Origin of the sequence: Enterobacter sp. P82 (assembly GCF_037053385.1) — a bacterium.
Taxonomy (GTDB): Bacteria; Pseudomonadota; Gammaproteobacteria; order Enterobacterales; family Enterobacteriaceae; genus Enterobacter.
On sequence record NZ_JBALHX010000001.1, the window covers coordinates 1023004 to 1048222 of the forward strand.

21 protein-coding genes are annotated in these 25219 nt (G+C 54.2%); 14 read left to right on the forward strand and 7 right to left on the reverse strand.

The window, feature by feature from the left end:
• Positions 1-223 precede the first annotated feature (223 nt).
• From ydcS to WB237_RS04815, 7 genes are all read left to right on the forward strand, one after another.
• Positions 224-1369 (forward strand): putative ABC transporter substrate-binding protein YdcS, encoded by a 1146-nt coding sequence (gene ydcS, locus WB237_RS04785; RefSeq protein ID WP_336210831.1) that lies wholly within the window; start codon positions 224-226, stop codon positions 1367-1369.
• A gap of 17 nt (positions 1370-1386) precedes the next feature.
• Positions 1387-2400 (forward strand): ABC transporter ATP-binding protein, encoded by a 1014-nt coding sequence (locus WB237_RS04790; RefSeq protein ID WP_028018857.1) that lies wholly within the window; start codon positions 1387-1389, stop codon positions 2398-2400.
• Between the two features lies 1 nt (position 2401).
• Positions 2402-3346 carry an ABC transporter permease gene (locus WB237_RS04795; RefSeq protein WP_332616630.1) on the forward strand — a complete coding sequence of 315 codons (945 nt, stop codon included), beginning with the start codon at positions 2402-2404 and terminating at the stop codon, positions 3344-3346.
• Positions 3336-4142, forward strand: a complete 807-nt coding sequence (locus tag WB237_RS04800) for an ABC transporter permease (protein ID WP_108089803.1) — start codon at positions 3336-3338, stop codon at positions 4140-4142. The genes WB237_RS04795 and WB237_RS04800 overlap by 11 nt, the downstream gene beginning before the upstream one ends.
• A gap of 24 nt (positions 4143-4166) precedes the next feature.
• The gene (gene patD, locus WB237_RS04805; RefSeq protein WP_336210837.1) at positions 4167-5591 is read left to right on the forward strand and encodes an aminobutyraldehyde dehydrogenase; all 1425 of its coding nucleotides are present in this window, start codon (positions 4167-4169) and stop codon (positions 5589-5591) included.
• A gap of 181 nt (positions 5592-5772) precedes the next feature.
• Positions 5773-5946 carry a GhoT/OrtT family toxin gene (locus WB237_RS04810; RefSeq protein ID WP_013096478.1) on the forward strand — a complete coding sequence of 58 codons (174 nt, stop codon included), beginning with the start codon at positions 5773-5775 and terminating at the stop codon, positions 5944-5946.
• Between the two features lie 86 nt (positions 5947-6032).
• A complete protein-coding gene (locus tag WB237_RS04815; protein ID WP_336210849.1) occupies positions 6033-6788 on the forward strand; it encodes an alpha/beta fold hydrolase in 756 nt (251 codons plus the stop codon).
• Between the two features lie 31 nt (positions 6789-6819).
• Here WB237_RS04815 and WB237_RS04820 read toward each other — a convergent pair whose 3' ends face one another.
• Genes WB237_RS04820 through WB237_RS04830 form a run of 3 tightly spaced genes read right to left on the reverse strand, consistent with a single transcriptional unit; the run spans position 6820 to position 13326 of the window.
• The gene (locus WB237_RS04820; RefSeq protein WP_336210852.1) at positions 6820-8997 is read right to left on the reverse strand and encodes a virulence factor SrfC family protein; all 2178 of its coding nucleotides are present in this window, start codon (positions 8995-8997) and stop codon (positions 6820-6822) included.
• A complete protein-coding gene (locus WB237_RS04825; protein WP_336210854.1) occupies positions 8994-11975 on the reverse strand; it encodes a virulence factor SrfB in 2982 nt (993 codons plus the stop codon). Before WB237_RS04825 ends, WB237_RS04820 begins: the two co-directional genes overlap by 4 nt.
• 4 nt (positions 11976-11979) lie before the next feature.
• The gene (locus tag WB237_RS04830) at positions 11980-13326 is read right to left on the reverse strand and encodes an SrfA family protein (RefSeq protein ID WP_336210857.1); all 1347 of its coding nucleotides are present in this window, start codon (positions 13324-13326) and stop codon (positions 11980-11982) included.
• A 283-nt stretch (positions 13327-13609) separates the two neighbouring features.
• Between WB237_RS04830 and WB237_RS04835 the strand changes: the two genes are divergently transcribed.
• A complete protein-coding gene (locus tag WB237_RS04835; RefSeq protein WP_049007332.1) occupies positions 13610-15208 on the forward strand; it encodes an ABC transporter substrate-binding protein in 1599 nt (532 codons plus the stop codon).
• 56 nt (positions 15209-15264) lie between these two features.
• Positions 15265-15498: a YdcY family protein gene (locus tag WB237_RS04840; RefSeq protein WP_028018866.1), complete on the forward strand. Its 234-nt coding sequence runs from the start codon at positions 15265-15267 to the stop codon at positions 15496-15498.
• Between the two features lie 3 nt (positions 15499-15501).
• Here the strand turns inward: WB237_RS04840 and WB237_RS04845 are convergent, their stop codons facing one another.
• Together WB237_RS04845 and WB237_RS04850 are read right to left on the reverse strand one after the other, a co-directional pair.
• Complete coding sequence (locus tag WB237_RS04845) at positions 15502-15951, reverse strand: DMT family transporter (RefSeq protein WP_028018867.1); 450 nt, start codon at positions 15949-15951, stop codon at positions 15502-15504.
• Complete coding sequence (locus WB237_RS04850; RefSeq protein WP_336210867.1) at positions 15948-16466, reverse strand: GNAT family N-acetyltransferase; 519 nt, start codon at positions 16464-16466, stop codon at positions 15948-15950. Before WB237_RS04850 ends, WB237_RS04845 begins: the two co-directional genes overlap by 4 nt.
• Positions 16467-16614: 148 nt before the next feature.
• Between WB237_RS04850 and WB237_RS04855 the strand changes: the two genes are divergently transcribed.
• The 3 genes from WB237_RS04855 (at position 16615) to WB237_RS04865 (ending at position 19217) form a co-directional block, all read left to right on the forward strand.
• Positions 16615-17190 (forward strand): helix-turn-helix domain-containing protein, encoded by a 576-nt coding sequence (locus tag WB237_RS04855; protein WP_114977118.1) that lies wholly within the window; start codon positions 16615-16617, stop codon positions 17188-17190.
• Positions 17191-17255: 65 nt separating this feature from the next.
• Positions 17256-18296: an NADP-dependent oxidoreductase gene (locus WB237_RS04860; protein WP_336210872.1), complete on the forward strand. Its 1041-nt coding sequence runs from the start codon at positions 17256-17258 to the stop codon at positions 18294-18296.
• A 252-nt stretch (positions 18297-18548) separates the two neighbouring features.
• Positions 18549-19217: a GntR family transcriptional regulator gene (locus tag WB237_RS04865; protein ID WP_336210875.1), complete on the forward strand. Its 669-nt coding sequence runs from the start codon at positions 18549-18551 to the stop codon at positions 19215-19217.
• 119 nt (positions 19218-19336) lie between these two features.
• On the opposite strand, the gene pqqU is transcribed toward WB237_RS04865, so the two are convergent.
• Positions 19337-21445, reverse strand: a complete 2109-nt coding sequence (gene pqqU / locus WB237_RS04870; protein ID WP_336210878.1) for a TonB-dependent receptor PqqU — start codon at positions 21443-21445, stop codon at positions 19337-19339.
• 242 nt (positions 21446-21687) lie between these two features.
• Between pqqU and yncE the strand changes: the two genes are divergently transcribed.
• Complete coding sequence (gene yncE, locus WB237_RS04875) at positions 21688-22749, forward strand: 7-bladed beta-propeller protein YncE (protein ID WP_336210882.1); 1062 nt, start codon at positions 21688-21690, stop codon at positions 22747-22749.
• A 39-nt stretch (positions 22750-22788) separates the two neighbouring features.
• Here yncE and ansP read toward each other — a convergent pair whose 3' ends face one another.
• A complete protein-coding gene (gene ansP / locus WB237_RS04880) occupies positions 22789-24285 on the reverse strand; it encodes an L-asparagine permease (protein WP_336210885.1) in 1497 nt (498 codons plus the stop codon).
• A 383-nt stretch (positions 24286-24668) separates the two neighbouring features.
• Between ansP and WB237_RS04885 the strand changes: the two genes are divergently transcribed.
• On the forward strand, positions 24669-25208 hold the full coding sequence (locus WB237_RS04885; RefSeq protein WP_336210888.1) for an AAA family ATPase: 540 nt from the start codon (positions 24669-24671) through the stop codon (positions 25206-25208).
• Positions 25209-25219 lie beyond the last annotated feature (11 nt).

Here is a 25219-nt window from a genome sequence, read left to right on the forward strand (position 1 = left end):
GGCGAATATTTCGTGGCGCCATATCCCAGGAAATCAGCAAACCGTCTCGCATCGCTAACTCCTTGTCTATAATCCAGTTAACGGGGAATGCGCCCTCGGTCACACCTTGATGAAATTTCCTTAAGCCGCACGGTGCGGCGCATTTACGCGGTCTACGTTTAATAAGGGAGATATTTTTACGGCACGGCTGCCGCTAAATTCCATTGCCACTGGAGTAACCCTTATGAGCAAAAAATTTACCCGCAGCAGCCTGTGTGCGCTCGGCATGACTATCATGACAGCGCAAGCCGCAGAACCACCAAAGGCTATCGGTGACGGGGAAGGACGACTGGATATTATTGCCTGGCCGGGATACATCGAACGAGGACAAACGGATAAAAATTATGACTGGGTCACCCAGTTTGAAAAAGAGACCGGATGCGCGGTCAACGTCAAAACGGCGGCCACGTCGGATGAGATGGTGAGCCTGATGGCGAAAGGGGGATACGACCTGGTTACCGCGTCGGGTGATGCTTCCCTGCGCCTGATCATGGGCAAACGCGTGCAGCCCATTAATCCCGACCTCATCCCCAACTGGAAAACCCTCGATTCACGGATTGTGAAAGGAGAATGGTTTAACGTAGGTGGCAAAGTCTACGGCACTCCCTATCAGTGGGGGCCAAACCTGCTGATGTACAACACCAAAACCTTCCCGACACCGCCGGACAGCTGGGGCGTGGTCTTTACCAAACAGGATCTCCCGGACGGTAAAACCAACCAGGGGCGTGTGCAGGCGTATGACGGCCCGATTTACATCGCCGATGCCGCGCTGTTTGTCAAAGCCACTCAACCTCAACTGGGTATTACCGACCCGTACCAGCTCACGGAGAAACAGTATGCCGCCGTACTCAAGGTGCTTCGCGATCAGCACGCCTTGATCCACCGTTACTGGCATGACACGACCGTACAAATGAGTGACTTCAAAAATGAAGGCGTCGTCGCCTCCAGCGCCTGGCCTTATCAGGCGAATGCCCTGAAAGCCGAGAACCAGCCGATTGCCACCGTCTTCCCGAAAGAAGGGGTCACTGGCTGGGCGGATACCACCATGCTTCACGCGCAGGCAAAACATCCGATGTGCGCCTACAAATGGATGAACTGGTCGCTGACGCCGAAGGTGCAGGGCGATCTGGCGGCATGGTTTGGCTCACTGCCTGTGGTTCCTGAAGGTTGTAAAGCCAGTACGTTGCTGGGTGATAAAGGTTGCGAAACAAACGGATATAACGAGTTCGACAAAATCATGTTCTGGAAAACCCCTATCGCTGAAGGCGGCAAATATGTGCCATACAGCCGCTGGACGCAGGATTATATCGCCATCATGGGCGGCCGTTAATCGCCCGGGAGCAGAACATGACGTATGCCGTAGAGTTTAATAACGTTTCTCGTCTGTACGGCGAGGTACGGGCGGTGGATGGGGTCACCATTGCGATTCGTGACGGAGAATTTTTCTCCATGCTGGGGCCTTCGGGCTCCGGCAAAACCACCTGCCTGCGTCTGATTGCCGGTTTTGAACAGCTTTCGGGTGGTACGATCGCTATCTTTGGCAAAGAGGCGAGCGAACTTCCCCCGTGGGAGCGGGATGTGAACACCGTGTTCCAGGACTATGCGCTGTTCCCGCATATGTCGATCCTCGATAATGTCGCCTACGGGTTGATGGTCAAAGGCGTCGACAAGAAAAAACGCCATGCACAGGCCAGGGATGCACTGGAAAAAGTAGGTTTAAGCTTTGCCGTAGCCCGTAAGCCTTCGCAACTTTCTGGCGGTCAGCGCCAGCGCGTTGCGATTGCGCGCGCGTTGGTCAATGAACCACGCGTCTTGCTGCTGGACGAACCTTTAGGCGCGCTTGACCTCAAATTGCGCGAGCAGATGCAGTTCGAGCTGAAGAAGCTTCAGCAGGAACTGGGTATCACCTTTATTTTTGTCACCCACGATCAGGGCGAAGCCCTTTCCATGTCAGACCGGGTGGCGGTGTTCAATAACGGACGTATTGAGCAGGTCGATACACCCCGCGATCTCTACATGCGCCCGCGCACCCCGTTTGTGGCCGGTTTTGTCGGCACCTCCAATGTCTTTGATGCTGGCCTTGCGCAGAAAGTCTGTGGTCTGGAAGGCACTTACTCGCTACGTCCTGAGCATATTCGCCTCAATGAGAGTGGTGAAGTTCAGGTTCAGGGCGTCGTGCAGGCGGTACAGTATCAGGGGGCGGCAACACGTCTGGAGCTCAAACTCGCTGATGGGGCAAAACTGCTGGTGAGCCAGGCCAATCTCAGTGATATCACGATGCTGAGTGGAGTTGAGCCGGGGCAGGCAGTGATGGCGTCGTGGTCACGGGATGCCATGATCCGTCTGTCTGAGGAGAGGTAAAATGGATATGAGTGTCGCTCATCCTCCCGCACCACGCAGCCGCTTAAGCCGCATAACGGCTCTGTTCTGGCGAAAGCCATCGCTCGGCTTGTTCCTGCTCCTGCTTGCTCCGCTGATGTGGTTTGGCATCGTCTACTTAGGTTCGCTCCTGACACTGCTGTGGCAGGGGTTTTACACCTTTGACGACTTCACAATGGCGGTGACGCCGGATCTGACGCTGGCTAATATCCAGGCACTCTTCAACCCGGCAAACTACGATATCATCCTGCGTACGCTGATGATGGCAATAGCGGTCACCATTGCCAGCGCAATCCTGGCATTCCCGATGGCCTGGTATATGGCGCGTTATACCAGCGGTAAGTGGAAAGCATTCTTCTATATCGCGGTGATGCTGCCGATGTGGGCGAGCTATATTGTTAAGGCGTACGCCTGGACTTTACTGCTGGCGAAGGATGGCGTGGCGCAGTGGTTTCTCAGCCATATGGGGCTGGAGCCGATCCTGACCTCAATGCTGACGCTACCGGCGATTGGCGGAAACACGTTGTCCACCTCAGGGCTGGGGCGGTTTCTGGTCTTCGTCTACATCTGGTTGCCGTTTATGATCCTGCCCGTACAGGCGGCGCTGGAACGGCTGCCCGCTTCTTTACTGCAGGCCTCGGCCGATCTGGGTGCGCGTCCCCGTCAGACCTTTCGTTATGTCGTTTTACCGCTGGCGATCCCGGGTATTGCCGCAGGATCAATATTCACCTTTTCCCTGACGCTGGGGGATTTCATTGTTCCGCAACTGGTGGGGCCGCCGGGCTATTTCATCGGGAACATGGTCTATTCTCAGCAGGGGGCGATCGGCAATATGCCCATGGCCGCGGCGTTTACTCTGGTTCCCATCGTGCTTATTTCTCTCTATCTGGCGTTCGTGAAACGTCTGGGAGCATTCGATGCACTCTGAACGCGCACCGCTGTTCCTGAAAGTGGCAGCGTGGGGAGGGGTAATCTTCCTGCACTTCCCGCTGTTGATTATCGCGACCTATGCCTTTAACACCGAAGACGCTGCGTTCAGTTTCCCGCCACAAGGGCTGACGCTGAAGTGGTTTAGCGTGGCGGCAGGGCGCGGCGATATCATTGAGTCCGTGACGTTGTCACTTCAAATTGCCGCCTTATCCACCGCAATTGCCCTCGTGCTTGGCACGCTTGCTGCAGCGGCACTGTGGCGCAGTGAGTTTTTCGGCAAAAACGCGATTTCATTGCTGTTGCTGCTGCCGATTGCGCTACCGGGGATCATCACCGGTCTGGCGCTACTGACAGCATTTAAGGCTATCAACCTCGAACCGGGATTTTTCACCATCGTGGTCGGACACGCCACCTTCTGTGTGGTGGTGGTGTTTAACAACGTGATTGCCCGGTTCAGACGCACCTCCTGGAGTCTGGTTGAGGCGTCGATGGATCTGGGGGCTGATGGCTGGCAAACCTTCCGGTATGTCGTGCTGCCCAATCTTGGCTCAGCGCTATTGGCCGGGGGCATGCTGGCGTTTGCGCTGTCGTTCGACGAGATCATCGTCACAACATTTACCGCGGGACACGAACGTACGTTACCGCTGTGGTTACTCAATCAGCTCGGGCGTCCACGTGACGTGCCGGTCACCAACGTCGTTGCACTGTTGGTGATGCTGGTGACGACCATCCCCATTCTGGGAGCCTGGTGGCTAACCCGCGACGGCGAGAACATTGCCGGTAGCGGGAAATAACTTTAATTTCAACAGGATAATGCTATGCAAAAACATCTGCTGATAAAGGGTGAACTGGTTGCCGGAGAAGGAGAAAAACAGCCGGTTTATAACCCTGCCACCGGAGAGGTATTGCTGGAGATTGCGGAAGCCTCGCCTGCTCAGGTCGATGCGGCCGTTCAGGCTGCGGATCGTGCTTTTAGCGATTGGGGGCAAACCACGCCTAAAACGCGTGCTGAGTGCCTGCTGAAACTGGCTGATGTCATTGAGGCGCATGGTGAAGAGTTTGCCCGGCTTGAGTCTCTTAACTGTGGCAAGCCGCTGCACTGTGTTCTGGGTGATGAAATTCCGGCCGTCGTCGACGTTTTTCGTTTCTTCGCCGGGGCCGCGCGTTGCCTGAACGGGTTGGCCGCCGGAGAATATCTTGATGGCCACACCTCGATGATCCGTCGTGACCCGATTGGTGTTGTCGCCTCTATCGCACCGTGGAACTACCCGCTGATGATGGCTGCATGGAAGCTGGCACCTGCGCTGGCGGCCGGTAACTGTGTGGTGATCAAACCCTCTGAAATTACGCCGCTGACAGCCTTAAAACTGGCAGAACTGGCGAAAGATATCTTCCCGGCAGGCGTTCTGAACGTGCTGTTTGGTCGAGGTAAAACGGTAGGTGATCCGCTGACCGGACATGAAAAAGTGCGCATGGTCTCACTGACCGGTTCGATTGCTACCGGGGAACATATCATCGGGCATACCGCGTCTTCGATTAAACGCACCCACATGGAGTTGGGGGGTAAAGCGCCAGTTATCGTCTTTGATGATGCCGATCTCGATGCCGTTGTCGAAGGTGTTCGTACTTTCGGTTTTTACAATGCCGGACAAGACTGTACGGCAGCCTGTCGTATTTATGCCCAGAAGGGGATTTATGCCCGGCTTGTTGAAAAACTGGGTGCAGCAGTCGCCAGCCTCAAGATGGGTTCCCCGGAGGATGCCTCTACCGAGCTTGGGCCGCTGAGTTCGGCAGCCCATCTTTCACGGGTCTGTAAAGCTGTTGATGAGGCGAAAGCGCTCGGCCATATCCGCGTTGTCACGGGAGGCAGTAAAAAAGAGGGGACTGGCTACTACTTCCAGCCAACCCTGCTGGCGGGGGCAAAACAGGAAGACGCCATTGTCCAGCGCGAGGTGTTTGGTCCGGTGGTGAGCGTGACCGAGTTTGATGATGAAGCGCAGGTGCTGGCATGGGCCAACGACTCGCAATATGGTCTGGCATCATCCGTCTGGACTAAAGATGTGGGGCGCGCCCATCGCCTGAGCGCACGCCTGCAGTACGGATGCACCTGGGTGAATACCCACTTTATGCTGGTGAGCGAAATGCCACATGGCGGCATGAAATTGTCCGGATACGGAAAAGATATGTCGGTTTACGGGCTTGAGGATTATACGGTTGTCCGGCATGTCATGATTAAACACTAGCTATCATGCCCGGTCGCATGCGCGGCCGGGTGTACTCTCATTTCGCTATTAATGTTGCGTAAAATACCCAATTGTTATTAGCCATAATTTTTAAGTGGTTATTCTGTAACGAAAAAACTTGATCTGTATCAACATATGACGCATATTGCGTGCGGTTATTTTTTCGGCTCTGGTATACAGAATGACGTTGTATCAAAAGATGTTGGTTTTTTACGCAATCATGGCTTCCATCTGTGCATTAATTACCTGGTTCCTCTCTAAAGATCGTAAACGTATACGCCTGCTGAGTGCTTTTCTGGTGGGGTCTACCTGGCCAATGAGCTTTCCCGTTGCGCTGCTGGTCTCGCTTTTCTGAAGCACGCTTCCAATTTTAAAAGATGAACATAGCATTCCAGATGTGATGGCTGTATAAATACACAGTGCGTCATAAAAGGAGTGCTTATGAACAGTTTTTACTCGCAACAGGCTGGTTGCACTGTGCGCTGGCATGATTTGCCTGGTGCTGACGATCCCGTCGTGTTCATTCACGGGTTGGGTTGCGCCTCTTCCTATGAATACCCCCGAGTCGTTCGTGATCCATTATTTGGCGCGCGCAGAGCCATTCTTATTGATTTGCCCGGCAGCGGTTATAGCGATAAGCCTGAGCACTACAGCTACAAAACCACCGACCAGGCGCACGTTGTGGCGGAACTGATTGACCATCTTAAACTGAATACCTTCTGGCTCTATGGTCACAGCATGGGTGGCAGCATTGCTATCGAAACAGCGGGGCTGTTGGCACCACGCGTCAGAGGGTTGATGGTGTCAGAACCCAATTTTCACGCAGGTGGCGGAGTGTTCAGCCGGTCTATCGCAGCGCAAACCGAGCAACAGTTTCTGGAACGGGGTTATAATGCCATGCTCAGCGCAGAAACGACGGCGTGGGCGGGGTGCCTGCAGAGTAATGCCCCTTATGCCGTGTGGCGGGGCGCATCAAGCCTGGTGGATGGTGTTGAACCCGAATGGGAAGCACAATTCCTGTCTCTGACGTGTCCGGTGACGTTGATTTTCGGCGAGCTGTCGCTGCCAGATAACGATGTGGATAATCTGAAGCAGAAGGGCATTGAAGTGAAAATCATCCCTGCTGCCGGGCATTCAATGTCCTGGGAAAACCCGTCCGCGCTGGCACAGGCATTAGCAGAGTGCGTGGCAGCGTGATAATAGCCCGCATTGCTGCGGGCTAAAAAGATCAGCGCAATAATGCCTGCAGTGCCTGACGAGAGGCGGGCTGAACATCATGCGGATGCTGGTAATCAATGTTCTCTATCGCCCGGCTATAGAGTGCAACCAGCCAGTCGTAAACATACGCGGTAGCCGCATGTACGGGCTGTTCCCCCAGTCGGGTAAGACGAGGCTCTGCACTGTTCACCACTGGTGTGACAAAGATGGCATGACCCTTACGGATGCGGCTTGCCGGACGTGCTGTTACAGGTGTCTGGTCGTAACCCAACCAGCCAACGAAATTACCCATCACGGCATGCAGTTGTGCGGCGCTACTTTTATCCGTTTCAACAATGCGCTGAAGTTGCTGAGGCAGGTTAAGCCGGTAGCTGGTTACCACCAGAACATCTGCGATTTGCTGCAACACCCCGGGATTCAGTCCAAGACGGGCAGCCGTGGCCTCATTGCGGCTCCATTGACGCAGATGATTTATCCACACTCTGTGTGCCAGCCGCGCTTTGTCTTTTGTCGGGAACATGCCAGCACTTTCTTGCGTGTTATCGGCAAACAGGTCAATGGAATCCGTAAACAACCCGTTAACTTGCTCCTCACGGGGTTGCTGAACGGCCAGCAGGGTTTCAAAGGCTTTAAGCGGCGGCAGAAGGCCCTCCAGCAGTTCACCGTGGCGGGCGGCGCAGCCCTGAAGGGTTCGCACCATACTTTCTGCACGGGTTCGTCTGGCTCCGGGGGCCTCAACCAGTGGCGCCAGATAGCTTTGCATCAGAGACGAAAGCTCCTGCCGCAGCAAGTTTTTCAGCGTACTAAGACGCTTCTGCCGCTGGGCAGGTAATGTAGCCTGAGACAACCACTCGATCACGCGCTGCATGCTGTGGCTGTCCAGTGCCTGGAGGGTGCCCCAGCGCAAACCCGGTTTACCGAGCAGATGCTGCACGGCTTCATCGAGATTCTGCCGGGTGGTAAAACGAGCGTCATGAGGGGTGATTGCCCACACCAGACCCGGCAGGGCAGATTCTTCAGCAGGCTGTGTCTCTTTGACCCAGTTCATTAACACTTTTGCTTTTTTGGCCGTCTGCTCGTGCTGTGCGGTCGCATTGCAAATAACCAGAACATCTGGCTGTAGCTGTTGACGGTAGTGCTCAAGCAGCCACTGTGATTTAGCCTGGTGCAACGGTTCGGCATTATTTTCTTCAAATACCGGGATATCAATAATATCCACATTATCCAGGGCGCTGTTCTCAACCGGTAGCACCAGCTCGCGAGTCAGGAAGGCAAGCACATCGACGGGGATGCTGATGGCATTGAGCATCTCACCGTTATTCAGTGGATGAAGCAGCGTCTCCTGCGCTTCCTGAAGGGTTAACGTGCCGTCGTGCGTCAGAAACCCTTCACCGGGCAGGCCAAAGCTATCCACCAGCAGGCTAAGCGGCGCGGCAAGTTCGCTGGCATGGCTGGTCTGATGCAGCACATGGGCGAGTTTTAACCACTGCTGGGTCAACTCCTGTTGCTCACCCCACAGCAGTGACCAGACGCTGGCTCGCGTGCTGAGATCAAGGGAGGGGACCAGTTGGGCAAACTGGTGCCACAGGGCATCATCAATTTGCTGTTTTGCGGCGGGTACCGTGTTCTGCCAGAAGCGGGCAATTGCCCCCACTTCCTGAGACGTGATGCCAGGCACGCCCTGCGGCTGACGCAGACCGCGCCATTTTTCCAGGCGCGTCTCAATGACGGCTTTATCCACGGCGCGCATCTGCGGGTGCAGCGTCGTGCGGGCAATAAACAGCTGTACCAGTTCGGCCTCGGTGATCAGACTCAGACGCAGAGGAAACGCCTCATCAATGACGTCTGCATGTCTCCGGGTGAAGCGGACGGCCATGTTTGTCAGGGCATGTCCCGGATTGATATGGGAAAAATAGTCAAAGGTGCGTTGGCCTGGTGTCACATTCAGGCGTCCGTTGCCGCTACCGCACAGAGATGAAAGCAGGTGTGCTTTTGCACTCTGAGAATGACCGTAAAGCCCAATGCTGCTCTGGCGAGTCAGGGCATGTTCAATGGCTTGTTCCCGCGCCTGCACCGCGTTGATGCGAGCAAGCAGGGCGTCGGCATCGTTATCCAGCACCGGGGCGTTCAGGCGCGTCTCATTAATCCACCCGATTAAGGCCTGATTGGTGGTCGTCGTCACTGTCATTTCAGGTATACGCTCCCGCTGTCGATCCAGTAGTGGCTACCGCTATGACGGCGATCGGCCAGAGTATTCAGTTTGAAGGTTAACGCGTCAGGGGCGACCGGGGTGCCGTCCTGGAGCCAGGCATCGCTCAGTTCGAAGGACTCCGGGCCTTCCTGCTTGCTGCCACCGCAGAGTTTAAGCCGTACGTTCAGCACGCCATCACCCGCAATCGCTTTGGCCAGTTCAGCCGAGTTGATGCTAAGTGTATAGAGCGGTGTGGCCGGCCAGCGTGCGTTTGCCAGCTGGCGGAAGCCGAGGGTGACGTTACCGCGCAGCGGGAAGTGCAGACGCGCGTCGAGTTTCGCACCGGGTTTATCGAGATCGATATCCTGATACCAGACGTTCTCTTCGCGCAGGGTGTTGACCGTATTATCCAGCACACCCAGATACCGCACGGTTGAATACGCACCAATATCTGCTGCCTTAAAGTTAAAGCGCGGCAGACGCAGATCAAGCGCCAGGCTGCAAAGCATCGCACCCACGGCGGCTGTTGATTTGGGGTTTCCAATGCGGCCCTGTTGGCTGAACGGATACCACTCATGAACCTGATACTTATCCAGCCAGACGATGCGATTGACCGGAACCGGCTGCAGGTGACGAATCAGTGCCTGAACGCCAGGCAGGCAGCCAGGACGCCCGGTGATCAGCAAAATATCGCAGCTGTAATGGGAAATCGCCTCACATACTGCATGGAGCGGCGAAGCCAGCGTAAACTGACCAGCCAGCATCGCATCCTGCATCTCACGGAAATTTACGTGCAGCGGAACGGTGAACAGATCGAACGTTTCAGAACCCGCAGGCAGGGCATGATCGATCGCCTGTTGCAGATAATTCATCACGTTGCGGGTCGGTTTTTGCGGCAGGAGATCGCTAAAGGTGGCATGCAGGCCAGCCAGCGGATCGTCAATATCGCTCGATTCCCACGCGGCAAGAATGGCATGGCCAATCGGCATAAAGAGCTGAAGCGCCGTTTGCTGACGTAATACTGCCTGGGTGTCAATTCGGCCGGAGTCACCGAAGAGTGAAGCCATCAGCAGCGAGGCATCCGCAATACCCGATTTCTGCAGTTGCGTTTGCAGGGCGGGCAGTACATAGCGCTGAATCACATCAAGCAGGGTATCGTCACCCGCGACTTTAAACCCTTCACGGAACAGCAGCTGCGGCGTGATTTTAACGTTGTTACCCGAGCCATCATCAAGCTGATAATGGGTGATCGCCATATCTGTTGTGCCGCCACCAATGTCGATGGACGCGACGCGCAGTGAACGCCCCGGCTGAGCGCCAGGCTCAGGTTCACGATCCGGGCGGGTGAGGGAGGCAAAGAACGCCTCAGTCTGGCCGCCAAAACGAGAAATGGCTTCGTTATACAACCAGACCAGTTGACCGCAGCTGGCTTCATCCCACTCCATCTGGATTTCAGGAACCGGCACCACACTTGTTTCCTGCTGTTTGCGGGTGGCGAAATCTTCATCCTGCGGGTGCCATCCCATTGCTTTCCAGACAATGGCGATCGCTTCGAACATGCGACGACGGAAAATCTCCCGCTCCTGCTTTGGCATGGCCGACGGCAGGGTCAGGATCAGGGTTCGTAACTGGCGCGGAGACGCCGGGAAGCCCAGACGCAAGCGCGTGGCGACGCTATTGATCTGACCCAGAGCCTGTGCCAGCAGCTCGCACAACATGTGTGTCATCAGCGTGCTACGACTGTACTGCGGTGAGAAGACTGGTAGTCGCTCGTCCTGCGGCAGCGTAAAGAGCGGCTCACCGTCATCGTTCATCAGGTTCATCAGCGGAAACGCGGTCGCCAGAGGTTCACGCTGGGTTTTGCTGTTCATCTGGCTAAAGCGCCAGTCCTGTACCACCGGTGTTTCATCCCAGAGGTAGCGACGCGGGCTGGAGATGCCGCTGTTACCTTCGGTTCCCAGGCGCTGGGTAGCCAGTTTCCGTGCTTCATCGCCGACGCGGACAATCGACGGCCAGACAAAGGCATCTTCGCGACCGCTTTCAACCGAGAAGTGCTGCTTGCCAAAACGCGCTTCTGAGAACTCCAGGCGGCTGGTGAACAGGGGTTCATTGAGGAATTGTGGCTCGCTCAACGAACGGACCTGCAGCTCGGCAGTCTGGCGCAGACCATCGTTCGCATCCCCATGGTCTTCAATAATCACGCCGCAGGTATGGGTATTGCCCACATCGAGGATCAGATCGACCGGAATGGCAGGGGTACTGAGCGTATGAGTGACAAATTTCACTTCCGGCACGGTAAGCTGCTCACCGAGCATGGTCAGCAGGTTGAGCCAGTGTGCCTGATATTCAAAACTACGCATCGCCTGTTGCAGGTCACGTTCAGAGCGGTTTTCAACACCATCGGCATACTGGGTAAATGCCTCACGCAGCCAGCCGTCAATCCAGGTCTGGTCGAGGAAACTTTCCACTTCGTTATCCCGCCAGGCCAGAGCGAAGCGGGTTCCGTTCAGAATGTCGTTTTCGACCGGGGACAGCGCGGACGTGGCATGTTCGGCAATCTGACTGTCAAGCGCGAGGGTCACGCGGTGCGTATTGCCTGCCGTGTCGGGTTTATCAAGCTTACGCACCTGAACGCGAGCCCAGTTATCCGGGCCGTCAACAAAGGTCCGTGGTGGGTTAAAGCGCAGGAACGGAACAGGAAGCCAGACACCATCAAGGACCGCCAGCGACTGATGTAGCGCAATGGTGGTTTCCGGTTTCACCACTTCAGGCTGCCCGCCGTTCAACCCGGGCAGAGTATAACGCCCGTTCACCAGGTCGAAATCGAGTCGCAAAAGGGGGCCGTTCGCGGTTTTCCGTACGAAGCGCCCGTTGCTGGCGGTGTCCTGCGGCGTCAGGCCGAAATCAAGGAACTGCACGCCGCTGTTAGCGATAAGCGTGACGCTTTGTTTATAGTCGCAAAGATTTACCAGCATAGGATCAGGCACCTGCTTTCTTGAACGTCAGTGGGACGACGGTGTTTGCATCATAACGAGCACGACATTCTGCGATATCGCTGGTGCCTGCTTTACAGGAAACTTCCGGCATCGGGTAGCGTGAACCGTCGGTGCAGCGGGCATTACCGCGACTCTTAATCATCAGTTCACCATTGCTGTGCAGCCCGGAGAAGATCTCTGCTCGGCAGACAATGTTGTCACCATGTACCACACGGGCGAAACCTTTGTTGTTCTGGATCTGATAGCGCAGTGACGGTGGCTTACCGGTCACCGGATCTTTCACATCGAGGATGGCGCGCCAGGTCCCGTTGAGGAAGCGCGTCGATCCCGCTTTTACTTGCTGACCTTCCATAACCATCGCATCTTTCGGGATCGCGACGATAACGACCGGGGCGGGCGCTGGTGCAGGAGCAGGTTCTTTTTCTTTGCTTGCCACTACCTCAGCCTGATGCAACGGTAATTTCATCGCCAGTGGTTCAACTACTTTGATCGGTTTCGGCGCAATTTCTACAGGCGCTGGCATAGGTGCAGGTGCAGGCTGTGCGGAAGGGGCCTGTTTTGGCCACAGCAGCGGTGCGGCAATGGCGGCAACGATCACGGCGGCAACGGGCAGCGTCCACATCGGGATACGTCGCTTTTTCACAACGATTGTCGGGGCGGGTTCCTGAGCCGGCTGTGGTTGTGTCGCGACTGGAGCCGGTTCTGGCTCATACAGATCCTCCGGCGTAATGCGCACCACCGTTGACGGTGAAATCAGTGGCTCGTCTGCTTGTTCGAAGGTGATGACCGGTTCCGGCTCAGGTTCTGGTTCTGGATCTTCAATCACAACGGGGGCGGGCTCAGGGATCAGTGATTCGCGCAGGCAGTCGAGGACATCGTCGCGCGCATTTTCGTTCAGGTTTACAAAACCCCAGAAGCTAATGACCGGTTTTCCATCGACCAAGAAGAGAAAGTTTTCCCCTGGAAACTGGAACGCTTTTGACAACAGTGAGCCAAAAAGCTGCTGTGCTGTTTTCGGTGACTGGAGGCACTTCTTACTCAACGACTCGACGCTGGCAAGCGTATTTTCCAGATAGCGCAGGGCGCGAAAACGGTCGTCTTCGTCGGCCGCTTTCCAGCTGGTAACACTCCCCTCTATCGGGGAATACCAGTCTACACGGTCGCCGTTATCGTTGACCTGTGGAATGGCCAGACAGTCGACAATGGCCTGTTGTTTGCGCAACCGGAGCGCTTCCCGGATTTGTAACGCTGATTCAAAAACGGCTTGTCCGCCGCCGCCAACGGCCTGAAAGTCATCCAGATTACCGCTGCGTAAAAGAGTTTTTGCCACGATTTGATCCCATATACTTCTTCACACCGTTACTTTAACGAAATGAGGAAGCAAACAAACGGAGGAAGAGACGCTAAAAGCGCCGATTTCTTGCGGCATAGAAAGTGACGGTTGTGCTTGACGGATAATGGCACTTAAGGCAAATCATCTTTTTCTGCATTGACTGCAAAACCAGCGAAAAACGTGACTTTAGAATAACCTGATAGTGTTTCGTTATTTGCCAGGACATTAAGCCTGTGCTGTTATTACTGTCCTATATAATAAAACATCCAGGGTTATAACCATGTCTACAGGGAAAACACTGCTCGCCCTTGCGCTGAGCACGCTTTTACCGGCCGGTGCCGCATTGGCGGCAAATAATGACACCATTATTTACTGCTCTGAAGCCTCACCCGAGTCATTCAACCCGCAAATCGCCAGCTCCGGCCCGTCTTTCGTGGCCAGCTCTCAGGTGTTGTATAACCGCCTGATCAATTTCGACCCGGTGAAAAATACGCCGGTTCCGTCGCTGGCGGAGTCCTGGACAATCTCACCGGACGGTAAGACCTATACGTTTACCCTGCGTAAAGGGGTGAAGTTCAACAGCAATAAATACTTCAAACCGACCCGTGACTTTAACGCCGATGACGTCATTTTCTCCGTCATGCGTCAGAAAGACCCTAAGCATCCTTATCACAACGTCTCGCAGGGCAACTACGAATACTTTAATGACGTCGGCCTCGATAAACTGATTCAGGACGTTAAAAAGGTCGATGATTACCATGTTCAGTTCACCCTCAGTGAACCCAACGCTGCATTCCTTGCCGACTGGGGAATGGATTTTGCCTCCATTCTCTCCGCTGAATACGCTGACGTGATGCTGAAAAAAGGCACGCCAGAGAACGTGGATACCTGGCCGATCGGTACGGGGCCTTATGTGCTGCAGCAGTACAAAGTGGATTCACTGATCCGCTATGTCGCTAACCCGAACTACTGGGAGGGCGAGGTACCGACAAAACACCTGATCTTCTCCATCACACCAAATGTGGAAACGCGTCTGGCGAAATTGCAGACCAACGAATGCCAGATCATTCCTGCACCGTCCCCGGTACAATTTGATGTGATTAAAAACAACAAAGACCTGACACTGCACTCTGTTGATGCGTTGAACGTCGGTTATCTGGCATTTAATACCGAGAAAAAACCATTTGATAATGTGTTGGTTCGTCAGGCGCTTAACTACGCAACTGACAAGAAAGCCATCGTCAATGCGGTCTTTATGGGCTCGGGTACGGTGGCAAAATCACCAATTCCGCCGAACATGATGGGCTTTAATAAAGACCTGAAGGACTACAGCTACGACCCTGAAAAAGCGAAAGCCCTGCTGAAACAGGCCGGGCTGGAGAAGGGCGCGGAAGTGACGCTGTGGTCAATGCCGGTGCAGCGTCCGTATAACCCTAATTCGCGCCGTATTGCGGAGATGATCCAGAGCGACTGGGCGAAAGTTGGTGTGAAGGCCAAAATTGTCTCTTACGAGTGGGGCGAATACCTCTCCGGCATGCGTAAAGGTGAGCATGACTCTGCGCTGTTCGGCTGGATGTCCGATAACGGTGACCCGGACAACTTTGCCGACGTACTGCTGGGGTGCAACAGCATTAAAACGGGTTCAAACGCAGCACGCTGGTGTGATAAGGGGTATGATTCTCTGGTGCAAAAAGCGAAGCTAACCAGCAACCCGGCTGAGCGCGCTAAACTCTACGGTCAGGCGCAGGAGATTTTCTACCAGCAGGCACCGTGGATCGCACTGGCGAACGGGAAAACGTTCTACGCTACCCGCAGCAACGTCACGGGTTACAGCGTGAGCCTGATGGGCAGCGATTTCTCAAAAGCGAAGCTGAACTAAGCGTATTATTGCCGGGTAAGGCGTAGCCGCCACCCGGCAATTCACAAGGAGTGACAATGTCACATTTAAACGATGTTATTGCCCGCGTCGATGCCGCCATCGAAGAGAGCGTAATTACCCACATGAATGAACTGCTGATTGAGTTAAGCGATGATGCTGAGCTCAGCCGTGAAGATCGCTACACCCAGCAGCAACGTCTGCGCACCGCGATTTCGCACCACGGTAAGCAGCATAAAGAGGAGCTGGAGGCGCGACAGGAACAGCTAACGAAAGGCGGCACCATTCTGTAGCGCTCAAAACTGGCGTCGCGCGACCAGCCAGGCACCCACGACCAACATCACCGCGCCGCACACCGGGCCGATCAGGGCGCGCAGCGGTATGCCGTTGCTTCTCAGCACGTCCATCACCAGCCCGCCGATCAACTGGCTTGCCACCAGTACAGCGATGGTCGTTGCCGCGCCTACGTTCTGGTATCCGCTGATGCTGGCAAACACGAAAAACGAACCCAGCAGCCCCGGGATCAGCGTCCACCAGCGCACCGTTGCGGCCAGCTCGCTAAATCCGGCGAAGCCCTGTTTCAGCAGCAGAATGCTGACAAACAGCACAATGCCGACCAGTGAATTCAGCAGCATCGCGATAAGAATAGTGGAGGAGGACTGGGTGATGCGCACCATTAAGGTATTTTGCACCACCAGACCGATTCCCGCCGCCACCAAAAAAGCCAGCGTCATTGACTGATTCATGGGATGGCGTCCGGGTCGCTGCGCTCATCCAGTTGCAGCTGCATAAAGGTTAAGTCCAGCCAGCGGCCAAACTTGGTACCCACCTGCGGCATTTGACCTGTCGTCACAAAACCGAGCGTTTCATGGAGATGAATCGAGGCATGATTCTGCGCTTCGATGCCTGCGACCATCACGTGTTTGCCGATGGCACGGGCTTCGTTAATCAGCGCTTTCATCAATGTGCGACCAATCCCTTTGCCCTGATGATCCGGGTGAACATAGACCGAATGTTCTACCGTATGGCGAAAACCGTCGAAGGCACGCCAGTCACCAAAAGAGGCATAACCCGTGATAACACCGTCTTCTTCACTCACCAGTACCGGGTAACCTGCGAGGGTGCGTGCCTCAAACCAGGCGATACGATTATCGGTGTCGACGGTCTTATCGTTCCAGATTGCGGCAGTGTGCAACACCGCGTGGTTGTAAATTTCTCCTATCGCAGCGCAGTCTTCTTTGCTGGCATGACGAACGATCATGATGAAACCTCTGTGTGTTGTTTACTATAGTGTTACGTTGTGGCTACGATATTACACAACTGTATCGCCAGATAGCTACGACATAAGCCATATTTTTTTGTTATCAAAAGCCCATTGAAATGCCGTTCATACACTATAGTATGACGTCATGAACACCATAACAGACACCATGAATCAACGGATTAGCGCAAGAATTCGCCTTGAACGCGAATCTCGCGGATGGTCTTTGAGCGAGCTTGCTGACCGGGCAGGTGTTTCGCGTGCCATGATCCACAAGATAGAACGTGGGGACAGTAGCCCTACGGCAACGTTGCTTGCCCGCTTGTCGGGGGCTTTTGGTATCAGCATGTCGACGCTGATTGCCAGAGCCGAGATGCAGGAGGGAAAACTACTGCGCCTCGCCAACCAGCCCGTCTGGCGCGATCCACAAACGCATTACCTTCGCCGTCACGTTTCTCCCCGTACCGATCTGCCCATCGACCTTGTTCAGGTTGAACTCCCGGCGGGGAGCGATGTGCCTATGCCAGCCTCTTCTTATGCGCTGGCTCGTCAGCTTATCTGGCTACAAACGGGTGAACTGGTGTTCCAGGAGGGCGATACGCGCCACGAAATGCAGGCCGGAGACTGCCTGGAACTGGGGCCGCCTAATGACTGTCGGTTCATCAACGAGACGAATGAAACCTGCATCTATCTGGTCGTACGGCTTAACCAGTCTGGCTCGTAATGTTAAAGCGATAACGCCGATCGTGAGCCAGGCTGTAATGACATTTGAACCAGAAGGAGTTCCTGATGAATCAATCTGTTTCGCTTAATCGCCGCTGGGTACTGGCCTCCCGTCCACAGGGTGCGCCTGTCGCGGAGAATTTTCGTCTGGAGGAGCAACCTGTTCCAGCGCCAGTTGAGGGGCAGCTTTTGCTCCGTACGGTTTGGCTGTCGCTGGACCCTTACATGCGTGGCCGCATGAGCGATGCTCCATCCTATTCACCGCCGGTTGAGATCGGTGCGGTGATGGTGGGAGGGACGGTCAGCCGCGTTGAGCGGTCAAACCATCCCGACTTCAAAGCTGGGGAATGGGTGCTGGGCTACAGCGGCTGGCAGGAGTATGAACTCTCGGACGGTAGCGGCCTGGTCAAGCTGGGTGAAAATCCGTCTCATCCTTCCTGGGCGCTGGGTATTCTGGGTATGCCGGGCTTTACCGCCTATATGGGGTTGCTGGATATCGGGCAACCTAAAGCGGGTGAAACGCTGGTGGTTGCTGCTGCAACAGGCCCGGTTGGCGCGACCGTTGGGCAGATTGGCAAAATCAAAGGTTGCCGGGTGGTCGGCGTGGCTGGTGGTGCAGAAAAATGCCGCTATGCGGTTGAGGTCCTCGGGTTTGACCAGTGTCTGGATCACCACGCTGCGGATTTTGCCGACCAGTTGAAACACGCCTGTCCGAAAGGAATTGATGTTTATTATGAAAACGTCGGCGGGAAAGTCTTTGACGCTGTGCTGCCGTTGCTGAATACCTCCGCGCGCGTCCCGGTGTGTGGTCTGGTCAGTGGCTATAATGCGACGGGCCTGCCTGACGGCCCGGACCGTTTGCCGCTCCTGATGGCGACCATTCTGAAGAAACGCATCCGTATGCAGGGCTTTATCATCGGCCAGGACTATGGGCATCGCATTAAAGAGTTCCAGCAAGAGATGGGGCGCTGGGTGCAGGAGGGCAAAATTCACTATCGTGAACAGGTGACTGACGGCCTGGAGAACGCGCCTGAGGCGCTGATAGGCCTTCTGGAAGGGCGAAACTTCGGCAAAGTCGTGATTCGTGTCGCGGGCGACAATAAATAAAGCACACTATGGCGGGGTTTCCCGCCATATTTATTTGTGAAGATACGATATATTGTCTTTAATTAACTGACATGGTTTTTCGCGCCATCATCCCGGATAGGCCCGAAAACGAAAAAAACAAATTTTGCACGTTTTGATGTTTTTACGTACTTCCCACCACCAGGCATGACGATACAGGATATATCGGACCGGCGTCGTTTTATTAAACTGACGTTTAAAAATAGCATTGAGCTTTAGCTACAGGAATTGAACATGCTTGATTTGGATCATTTAGAAAAAGCGCAAAGGATCAGTCTTACCATGCAAGTTGAACTCAGTTTGAAAGGAGCGTTAATTACAGGCTCACTCAAACCTGGGGCACGACTGATTACGAAAGAGATCGCCGATAAATTAGGCACCAGTATTACCCCGGTTCGTGAGGCGCTTTTGCGTCTGGTGTCATCAGGGGCGTTACATGCCACGCCAGCACAGGCTTTTCTGGTGCCTGAGGTGACGCTGGAGCGTTATAACGAGATCAATGCCATCCGAAAACAACTTGAGCCGATGGCGGTTGCCGCAGCGTGTCAGAATATGTCCGAAGGCAAGCTGGACGTGCTACACAAATTGTCGGACGATTTTCATGACGCTATGCGCAATGGTAACGTTCAGCAGGCGTTGCATGCGAATCGTATCTTCCGGTTTACGCTTTATCAGTATGCAGAAATGCCTACGCTCAATGCCTTAATTGAACAGTTGTGGGTCCGCATCGGGCCGTGCATTAACTATCTGCACCAGGAACTCAACGACATCAAGGTGTCGACATATCACTATGATGAGCTACTTGCAGCTCTTGAGCGACGGGATGTGGGTGACTGCCAGAAGGCGATTGATAAGTTGATTGATGAAGCAAATTCTCTTTTACAGCGACAATATTTTAACTAAGAGATTATTTAACACAGCGACTATATACCGTAGCTAATTATTTATTTGGTTAATAACTCCTGATGGCTTATTGCCATCAGGAGGCTTATTTCATTAATAAAATAAACTTTTCTTTTTGCTTACTCGAAGCGATAAGAGATTGACATTCCTACGCCATAGTTACGCCCGGGTGCAGGCTCGTAATAACGTCCATTGGATTCGTTAACAATAACCGAGCCGACGTACTCTTTGTCGAACAGGTTATCTACGCGGCCAAAGACGTCCATTCCCCATTTGCCATAGTTGAATTTATACCCGGTATTCAGCCCGACCACTGTGTACGACGGGGCTTTTGCCGTGTTTTCGTCGTCGGCCATGATATCGCTCATGTAGCGGACATCTGAACCTGCGTACCAGCCTTCCTCCGGCTGCCAGCCAAACGAGGCATAACCCATGTTGCGGGCGATACCTGGCATGCGGTTTCCATTACAGTCTGCGTCGCTGCATACGTTGGTACGGTAGGTGGCATCCAGATAGGTCCACGCCATTTTCAGCTTCCAGTTTTCAGCAAACTGCTGGTCCAGAGAAACTTCAACCCCCTGACGACGGGTTTTACCGGCATTTTTATAGCTGGTACGGCCGCCGGAACTGGAATCGACCACGATCTCATCATCCGTATCCGTGCGGAACAGCGCAGCCGTCAGCAGACCATTGCCGATACGGGTTTTGCTCCCCACTTCATACGTATTGTTGGTGGAAGGTTTCAGGCCAATATTCAGACCGCCCTGATTATCTGAACGATATGAGAGTTCGTTGATTGTTGGCGTTTCGAATCCGCGCCCGGCAGCAACATAGAGATTCCACGCGTCCGTCATGGCATATTTCACGGAGCCCGCCGGGAGCCACTTGTGATAGCTCGCATCACCGCTGTCATCCCCGTTGCCCGGCGTAATGTAATGATCGTTGGAGTCGAACCAGACCGAACTGTAACGCACACCCGCATCCACAGAGAGCTTCTGTGTCAGCTGCCAGCTGCTTTGCAGATAAGGGTCGACGTTCCACATCAGGTTACGCTCGTTACGGCGCTTATCACCCTTCACACCGTATTCTGGTACGCCGTTATTCATCACGAAGTTCTCATACCCGCGACGATCTTCGCTCAGGTTTTCATAGTTCAGGCCGGTGGTAAGGGTCACTGGCACCAGCAGCTCGCCACGGTGCGTCCAGCGGGTATCAACGCCCTGGTAATGGCGCTGCATATCAATCACACCACCAGAGTGAGATGGCTTAAGCTGCGGTTGATAAGGTATTGACTGGTACTGCGTCATTTCACGCTCACCGGCATACATCATCACGCTAAGGTCGTCCTGGGCGCTGAGCTGGCGGTCATAGCGCAGACCGGCCTGGGTCTGTTTGATGGTCTTACGGGTATTGTACTGATCGCCGCGCGGAGACTGGCGCGGGTCTTCCCGCCATTCCTGGTAATCCAGTCCGCCCGGATCGTTAGCCTTCATGTCCACGCTGTTAACGATCAGCGTAAGCTTACTGACATCATCAATACGCACACTCAGTTTGGCATTGGCGAGATTCTTCCGCGCACCGCTGTGGTCACGATAGCCTTTAGTGGTGAAGCGGGTGGTGGAAACGGTGTAATCCACATCGCCTGCGTGTGTCCCGTCACCCATTGCGCCAGTGGCTTTCATGCCATAGCGCCAGGTACCGTAACTGCCGTAATAGCTGCTGGCCTCAATGGTCGGCGGTTGTTGCCCGGTCTGGGTGTTGATGTTAATCACACCACCCGAGGCGTTGCCATACAGGGCAGAGAAGGGGCCGCGCAGCACTTCAACGGTGTCCACACTGGAAAGATCGATGTTAGAGGTTTGCCCTTGTCCGTCCGGCATGGTGGCTGGAATACCGTCGACATACATGCGGATACCGCGTACGCCAAAGGTTGAACGGGCACCGAATCCTCGTATCGAAAGCTGGAGATCCTGCGCATAGTTCTGGCGGTTTTGAATCTGCAGGCCTGGAACGCTACCCAGTGATTCAGACAGGTTGATGCGTGGCGTGGCCTGACGCATATCGTCGCCATTAACGACGCTCACCGCTGCTGGAGTATCGAGTTCCGATACAGTTTGCGGTGTGGCGCTGACGATCATGGTCTGTTCATCCGCACTCATCGCAGTGAGAGGCGCAACAATAACAGGAACCAGCATCAGAGATGCCTTACGGGCGGAAATGATTTTCATGAGTAAAACCGGTTGTGGTATCTAAACGAACCAAATGGAACATGTGCCTATATGTTAAAGGTTTTGTAAATGTTTTGAAAACTTTAACCGCACATTGCGTTAATGAATGTAGGCGAGGGAAAGAAAAACTCCACATTCTGTTGATTAATGATTACTATTCTCATTATCAAAAGGCAATGCCAGGACGTTGCCTGCCGGAAGTGATGTCAGCAGAAAACCCTCTTTTCAGAAAAGGAATTGTTATGTCTTTACGTCATCTGTGCTCGCCGCGACTGAGCCTTTCTCTGCTGTCTGCTACGTTACTGTTTGCCAGCACCTTCCAGGTGCATGCCGCCGAAGAGATCCTGCGTAAAGCGGTGGGGAAAGGGGCGTATGAAATGGCGGTAAGCCAGCAGGAGAATGCGCTGTGGGTTGCGACGTCGCAAAGCCGTAAAACCGATAAGGGCGGGGTTATCTATCGCCTTGATCCGGTCACTCTGGACGTGACGCAGGCGATTCATAGCGATCTCAAACCTTTCGGTGCCACCTTTGACAAGGCGAGCCAAACCCTGTGGTTCGGTAACACCATCAACGGCGCGGTGACGGCCATTGATGCCAAAACGGGCGACGTGAAAGGGCGTCTGGTGCTCGATAATCGCCAGCGCAGTGAAACCGTCAAACCGCTGCAACCGCGCCAGCTGGTGGCTGATGACAGCACTAACACCGTCTATATCACTGGTGTGGGTAAAGAGAGCGTGATTTGGGTGGTGGATGGCGCAACGCTGAAGCTGAAAGAGACTATTGCTAATACCGGCACCTATAGCACCGGCCTGGCGCTGGATGCGCAGGCGAAACGCCTCTATACCACCAATGCCGACGGTGAGCTGGTGACGATTGATACGGCCACCAACAAAATCCTGAGTCGTAAAAAAGTGCAGGACGACGGGAAAGAGCACTTCTATCTGAATCTTAGCCTCGATACTGCCGGCCAGCGTGCGTTCCTGACCGATTCAAAACAGCCTGAAGTACTGGTGGTGAGCCTGAAAGACGGCAGCGTGATTGAGAAAATCTCAGCACCAGAATCACTGGCCGTGCTGTTTAACCCGGCACGCAATGAAGCGTATGTGACGCACCGTGAAGCCGGTAAGGTGAGCGTGATTGACGCGAAATCTTACAAAGTGACGAAAACCTTCGACACGCCGGTCTACCCGAACAGCCTGGCGCTCTCTGCGGATGGCAAAACGCTTTATGTGACGGTAAAACCGAAATCTACTCGTCAACAGGAAGCGACCCAACCTGACGACGTAATTCGTATCACGCTGTGATGTAAAAAAGGGAAGGCATCTGCCTTCCCTTTTTAATGATTAACGCGACGTTTCTTCAACCAGCGGCGCGTCGTGTTTTTCATCATCAGGATGAACCGGCGCGGTGCTGTGAATTTCGTGAACGCGTTTACGCACGCCAAACCAGCCAGCAATCAGCAGTACAGCCAGCAGTGGTATAGTGGCGATGGTGTAGGTGCCGTTCGGGTAATCGAACGCCATCAGTACCAGCACGCTGAACAGGAAGAGCAGGGTGAGCCAGGAGGTCACCGGCGCGCCAGGCAGCTTAAAGCTCACGTCAGCGGCTTTACCTTCTTTAATGGCTTTGCGCAGACGCATCTGGCAGACCACGATAAAGGCCCAGGATGCGATAATACCCAGCGCAGCCACGTTCAGAACGATTTCAAATACCCGAGACGGGACCAGATAGTTCAGGAATACGCCGAATACATACACTACCAGCGTCGCCAGAATACCCGCGTAAGGCACGTGCTGCTTGCTCATCTTCGACATGAACTTCGGCGCAGAACCGCCCATCGACATGGAGCGCAGGATACGACCGGTAGAATAAAGTCCGGAGTTCAGGCTGGAGAGCGCTGCGGTCAGTACCACGATGTTCATGATGCTGCCTACATAAGGCACGCCCAGCTTAGAGAAGAAGGTCACAAACGGGCTCTGACCCGCCTGATAGGCGTTCCACGGCAGTAACAGAACCAGCAGTACCACGGAACCGACGTAGAACAGACCGATACGCCAGATCACGCTGTTAATGGCTTTTGGTACCATTGTCTGCGGATCTTTACATTCACCCGCAGCAGTACCCACCAGTTCGATAGAGGCAAAGGCAAACACCACACCCTGAACCAGTACCAGCGCAGGCAGCAGACCGTGCGGGAAGAATCCGCCGTTATCGGTTATCAGATGGAAGCCGGTGGCATTACCATCCAGTGGTTTACCGCTGCCGAGGAAGACAGTACCCACGATCAGGAACACGACGATAGCCAGCACTTTGACCAGTGCAAACCAGAACTCCATCTCAGCGAACCACTTCACGCCGATCATATTCATGGTACCGACAATGGCCAGCGCGCCAAGGGCAAAGACCCACTGCGGCACATCACCAAACGCGCCCCAGTAGTGCATATACAGCGCCACGGCGGTGATATCAACGATACCGGTCATCGCCCAGTTGACGAAGTACATCCAGCCTGCAACGTAAGCCGCTTTTTCACCGAGGAATTCACGGGCGTAAGAGACGAAGCTTCCGCTGGAAGGGCGATGCAGTACCAGTTCGCCCAGTGCACGAAGAATAAAGAAAGAGAAGATCCCGCATACCAGATAAACCAGAGCGAGAGCCGGGCCAGCCATCTGCAAGCGAGCGCCTGCACCTAAAAACAGACCCGTTCCGATAGCGCCGCCGATGGCGATCATTTGAACCTGACGGTTGCCCATCGCTTTGTGGTAGCCCTCTTCGTGGGAGTTCAACCAGCGACGTTTAGCAGCATGATGATCGGCTGCGCTTTTATTGCTTGTTTTCATTGAGTTACCTGTTTGCCTGTCTGAACCATTATCGTGATAGTCCTGCCTGGCAGAACGCAATACAAACGATTGCGTCTGCGCAAACACATGTCGCCTTTCCAGTCATTCTGTGTATGGATAAGGCGAAACATGGCGAGGCATCCTACCTGCAATTCATAAGCGACGCAAAATATAACCGTGCCGAAAGTGATGCAAGTCGAAGGAAATCGTGTGGTCAGAGCAGACGTGGATCACAACGCGCTGAATCGTGATGACTTTTTAGACAAAACCGTCAGTGGCCTGCTGTTTTAATCATCAGAAGCGCTTAATAGTTGCTCAGTGGAACAAGCGGAAGGTAAACGTTATGATTGATTTGGTTTTTATTCAGCTAAATGAGGCTAAGGGTGAGAATTAATGTAATCGGCACCAGCGGAAGTGGAAAAACCACGCTGGCAAGACGGATCGCTGATGAACTGGCTATTCCCTATATCGAGATGGACAGACTCTACTGGCGACCTGACTGGCAGGGAACGCCAGACGATGTATTTCAGGAAAAGCTGGAGCAAGCGCTACATGCCTCGCCAGATTGGGTACTTGACGGCAACTATAACCGCACGCGGCCTGTGAAATGGCGTAATGTCGACGTTGTGGTGTGGGTGGATTACGGGTTTACCCGCACACTCTGGCAGGCCATCACCAGGGCAATCAAACGGGCATGGCATAAACACGAACTCTGGGCCGGAACCGGGAACAAAGAGAGTTTTCGCCGCGCATTCCTGAGCAGAGAGTCCATTATCATCTGGACGGTGAAAACGTGGCGTAACAACCGCACGCGTTATGAAGCCGATCTGCAAAACCCGCAATATGGGCATATTCGTTTTGTTCGCATTACCCGCCGCGGGCAGGTGGAAACGCTGATTGCATCCTTAAAGACTTATTATTAGCGTGGTTTTAT

Bases quoted from the DNA above. Each gene is read 5' to 3' on its own strand.
- ydcS (WP_336210831.1), top strand. From the start codon at position 224: ATGAGCAAAAAATTTACCCGCAGCAGCCTGTGTGCGCTCGGCATGACT.
- WB237_RS04790 (WP_028018857.1), top strand. From the start codon at position 1,387: ATGACGTATGCCGTAGAGTTTAATAACGTTTCTCGTCTGTACGGCGAG.
- WB237_RS04795 (WP_332616630.1), top strand. From the start codon at position 2,402: ATGGATATGAGTGTCGCTCATCCTCCCGCACCACGCAGCCGCTTAAGC.
- WB237_RS04800 (WP_108089803.1), top strand. From the start codon at position 3,336: ATGCACTCTGAACGCGCACCGCTGTTCCTGAAAGTGGCAGCGTGGGGA.
- patD (WP_336210837.1), top strand. From the start codon at position 4,167: ATGCAAAAACATCTGCTGATAAAGGGTGAACTGGTTGCCGGAGAAGGA.
- WB237_RS04810 (WP_013096478.1), top strand. From the start codon at position 5,773: ATGACGTTGTATCAAAAGATGTTGGTTTTTTACGCAATCATGGCTTCC.
- WB237_RS04815 (WP_336210849.1), top strand. From the start codon at position 6,033: ATGAACAGTTTTTACTCGCAACAGGCTGGTTGCACTGTGCGCTGGCAT.
- WB237_RS04820 (WP_336210852.1), bottom strand. From the start codon at position 8,997: ATGACAGTGACGACGACCACCAATCAGGCCTTAATCGGGTGGATTAAT.
- WB237_RS04825 (WP_336210854.1), bottom strand. From the start codon at position 11,975: ATGCTGGTAAATCTTTGCGACTATAAACAAAGCGTCACGCTTATCGCT.
- WB237_RS04835 (WP_049007332.1), top strand. From the start codon at position 13,610: ATGTCTACAGGGAAAACACTGCTCGCCCTTGCGCTGAGCACGCTTTTA.
- WB237_RS04840 (WP_028018866.1), top strand. From the start codon at position 15,265: ATGTCACATTTAAACGATGTTATTGCCCGCGTCGATGCCGCCATCGAA.
- WB237_RS04845 (WP_028018867.1), bottom strand. From the start codon at position 15,951: ATGAATCAGTCAATGACGCTGGCTTTTTTGGTGGCGGCGGGAATCGGT.
- WB237_RS04850 (WP_336210867.1), bottom strand. From the start codon at position 16,466: ATGATCGTTCGTCATGCCAGCAAAGAAGACTGCGCTGCGATAGGAGAA.
- WB237_RS04855 (WP_114977118.1), top strand. From the start codon at position 16,615: ATGAACACCATAACAGACACCATGAATCAACGGATTAGCGCAAGAATT.
- WB237_RS04860 (WP_336210872.1), top strand. From the start codon at position 17,256: ATGAATCAATCTGTTTCGCTTAATCGCCGCTGGGTACTGGCCTCCCGT.
- WB237_RS04865 (WP_336210875.1), top strand. From the start codon at position 18,549: ATGCTTGATTTGGATCATTTAGAAAAAGCGCAAAGGATCAGTCTTACC.
- pqqU (WP_336210878.1), bottom strand. From the start codon at position 21,445: ATGAAAATCATTTCCGCCCGTAAGGCATCTCTGATGCTGGTTCCTGTT.
- yncE (WP_336210882.1), top strand. From the start codon at position 21,688: ATGTCTTTACGTCATCTGTGCTCGCCGCGACTGAGCCTTTCTCTGCTG.
- ansP (WP_336210885.1), bottom strand. From the start codon at position 24,285: ATGAAAACAAGCAATAAAAGCGCAGCCGATCATCATGCTGCTAAACGT.